This is a genomic window from Sphingopyxis sp. (genome assembly GCF_036402335.1).
In the GTDB taxonomy this organism is placed as follows: Bacteria; Pseudomonadota; Alphaproteobacteria; order Sphingomonadales; family Sphingomonadaceae; genus Sphingopyxis.
Genome location: NZ_DASWTD010000643.1, coordinates 1 through 3,470 on the forward strand (window position 1 = coordinate 1; position 3,470 = coordinate 3,470).

Here is a 3,470-nt window from a genome sequence, read left to right on the forward strand (position 1 = left end):
AGCAGCAAGGATGGCATTAACCCGCGCGGGCTGAACCTCAACGAAGGGGCGGAGTCGGTTCTTGCCTACCAGCACGCGACTTACGCGATCCGGGATTTTATCCGCAAAGCCGACTGAGGGGATTATGGTGCATCTGGTTCAGGATGAATTGCGGCTCCATGCCGACCCGACGCGCGTCGTCGTGCGGCCCTTTCACCTCGCATGGCAAGCATCGGGTCCCGATCTCGAACGCGTGCAGCGGCTGGCGCGCGAAATCGTGACGCTCGACACGCGCACCGTGCGCGCCGAGCTCGGTGTGGTGCTGCGCGATTTCGCCGACCGGCACTGGCAGATCGAGAAGGTGTTCGAGGATCGATTTGAGCAGATAGAACCCAAACTCGGCCTCGAAGGCCTCACATTGAAACGCGAGATGCGCCTCTTGATCGGCGCCTATTTCTGTCACGAATATAGCTACGCGGCGGCGGCGCTGATGAACCCCAGCGTCGTTCGTCATCCCGACCAGACCGGGCTGGAGGAAGGATGCATCCGCATCCTCCTGTCGCTGCGCGCGGTTGGCGAGGGGCATATTTCGACGATCGCCTTTCGCGAGGGAATCATTACCTGCGACCGCGAACTGACGCTGCTTCCGCAGCCCGCCTTCGCTACGGCGGCGATGCTTGGTCCGCACCGCGACGACAAGCCCGACGATGTCGTTTCGCTCTACCGCCAGAAGGACAGCACCTTGTCGGGCACGGTGATCTTCCCGATCACCGAGGCGCAGCGCAACGGGCTCGAGGATCTGCGGCTGCTCGAGTTCGAGCGCGATAGCGGCAAAAGCGAATGGATCGGGACCTACACCGCCTATAGCGGGCGAGACATCCAGTCCGAGCTGCTGCGGACGCGCGATTTCAGGGATTTCACGCTGAGCCCGATCAAGGGAAAAGCGGGACGCAACAAGGGCATGGCGCTGTTCCCACGCAAGATCGACGGGCAATTCTGCATGATCGGTCGGCAGGATGGCAAGAATCTCTATCTGCTGCGATCGGACACGGTCGATCAGTGGGAGGACGGCGAATTATTGCTGGAGCCGCGCTTTCCATGGGAACTCATCCAGATCGGTAATTGCGGCGCGCCGATCGAGCTTGATGAAGGCTGGCTGGTGTTGACGCATGGGGTCGGCGCGATGCGCAAATATGCGATCGGCGCGGTGCTGCTCGACAAGGCCGATCCGTCGAAGGTGATCGGCCGGACGCCCAATCCGATCCTCTCCGCCGCCGACGAGGACCGCGAGGGCTATGTCCCCAACGTCGTCTACACCTGCGGCGCGATCCGCGTCGGCGACGATATTTTCCTGCCCTACGGGGTGGCCGACAGTTCGGTCTGCTTTGCGTTCGTCGCGATCAAGGAGATTCTGGCCGCCATGGCCTAGTGGCACGCAACATAAGGCGAAGCGGCGGATTGTAGGAGTGTCGCCTCAAGCGGCAGAAGGAATGACCGATGCCGAAATCTCCGCCGCCGTCGCCCGCCAATGAGCATGCGCTTCGCGAACACCAGCCGGGCGAAGGCCAGCCGAAGATCGAGGTGAGCCGTGGCAATGGTGACGAGCTGCACCAGAATGTGGCATCGGGCGGCAAATCGGCCAATGCGGCGTTCCTGACCGACAATTTCGGCCACCGGATTTCAGACAACCAGAATTCGCTGCGCGCCGGCGAGCGCGGCCCGACGCTGCTCGAGGATTTCGTCCTCCGTGAGAAAATCTTCCACTTCGACCATGAGCGTATTCCGGAGCGGATCGTCCACGCCCGCGGTTCGGGCGCACATGGCGTCTTCGAATGCACCAAGGCGATCCCCGGGCTGACCAAGGCATCGATCCTGCAGAAGGAGGGCGCGACTTGCCCGGTCTTCGTTCGCTTCTCAACCGTCGCGGGCGGCGCGGGCTCGGTCGACACCCCGCGCGACGTGCGCGGCTTCGCGGTCAAACTCTACACCGACAGCGGCAACTGGGACCTCGTCGGCAACAATATCCCGGTCTTCTTCATCCAGGACGCGATGAAATTCCCCGACCTCGTTCACAGCGTCAAGATGGAGGCCGACCGCGGCTATCCGCAAGCGGCGAGCGCGCACGACACCTTCTGGGACTTCATCGGGCTGATGCCCGAGGCGATGCACATGATCATGTGGGCGATGTCCGACCGCACGATCCCGCGTAGCCTGCGCATGATCGAGGGTTTCGGCGTCCACACCTTCCGCTTCGTCAACGAAAAGGGCGACGGCAAGTTCGTCAAATTCCATTGGAAGCCGGTGCTCGGCATCCAATCGACGACATGGGACGAGGCGGTCAAGATCGCCGGCGCCGACCCCGATTTCCATCGCCGCGACCTGTTCGAGGCGATCGACGCGGGCGACTTCCCGGCGTGGGATCTCGGCGTGCAGGTGTTCGACGAAGCCTTCGCCAAGAAGCAGCCTTATGATGTGCTCGACGCGACCAAGCTGATCCCCGAGGAGGATGTTCCGGTCGAGATCGTCGGCCGCATGACGCTCAACCGCAATGTCGACAATTTCTTCGCCGAGACTGAGCAGGTCGCTTTCCTGCCGTCGAACATCATTCCGGGGATCGATTTCAGCAACGATCCGCTGCTGCAGGGCCGGCTCTTCTCTTATCTCGACACGCAGAAGTCGCGGCTGGGCACGACCAATTTCCACCAGATTCCGATCAACGCGCCCAAATGCCCGTTCCACAATTTCCAGCGCGACGGGATGATGCAGACGCTCGTCCCGACCGGGCGCGCCAATTACGAGCCCAACAGCCTTGCCGAAGCCGGAGAGAATGGCGGCCCACGCGCGAGCGCCGAAACGGGCTTCTCGACGTTCACGGCCAATGACGAGCGGAACGACCCTGCGCAGAAGCTGCGCATTCGCGCCGAGCTTTTCGCCGATCATTTCAGCCAGGCGCGACTGTTCTACCTGTCGCAGACCGAGAATGAGCAGGCGCATATCGCCTCGGCGCTGGTTTTCGAATTGTCGAAGGTCACGCTCGATCATGTCCGCGCCCGCGTCGTCGGCCAGCTTCGCAACATCGATGAGGATCTCGCGACGCGTGTCGCCATGGGGCTCGCCATCGATCTGCCGGCGAAGGAAAAGGCTGCGCGGGCGCCGGTCGATCTCAAAACGTCCGACGCGCTGTCGATCCAGAAGAATGCCGACGATACGATGGAGGGCCGCAAGGTGGCGATCCTCTTTGCCGAAGGATCTGACAAGGCGGCGATCGACAAGCTGAAGGGCGACATCGAAAGCGCGGGTGGCACCGCCTTCCTCGTCGCGCCCAAGGTCGGTGGGACCAAGGTAAAGGGCGGCACGCTCAAGGCCGACGGCCAGCTCGCGGGATCGCCCTCGGTGCTGTTCGACGCCGTCGCATCGATCCTCACCGACGACCAGGCCAAGGCGCTGTCGAAGCAAGGAGCCGCGGTCCAGTGGTTCATGGACGCCTATGG

2 protein-coding genes are annotated in these 3,470 nt (G+C 62.7%); both read left to right on the plus strand.

All coding sequences use genetic code 11. The features are described 5' to 3' along the window. Positions 1–124: 124 nt before the first annotated feature. Positions 125–1,408 carry a glycoside hydrolase family 130 protein gene (locus VGD20_RS20665; protein ID WP_331136251.1) on the plus strand — a complete coding sequence of 428 codons (1,284 nt, stop codon included), beginning with the start codon at positions 125–127 and terminating at the stop codon, positions 1,406–1,408. A gap of 68 nt (positions 1,409–1,476) precedes the next feature. Next, positions 1,477–3,470: catalase (locus tag VGD20_RS20670; RefSeq protein ID WP_331136252.1), on the plus strand; the 1,994-nt coding region annotated here is incomplete at its 3' end.

Coding starts and splice junctions, on each gene's coding strand:
- VGD20_RS20665 (WP_331136251.1), top strand. CDS start 125: ATGGTGCATCTGGTTCAGGATGAATTGCGGCTCCATGCCGACCCGACG.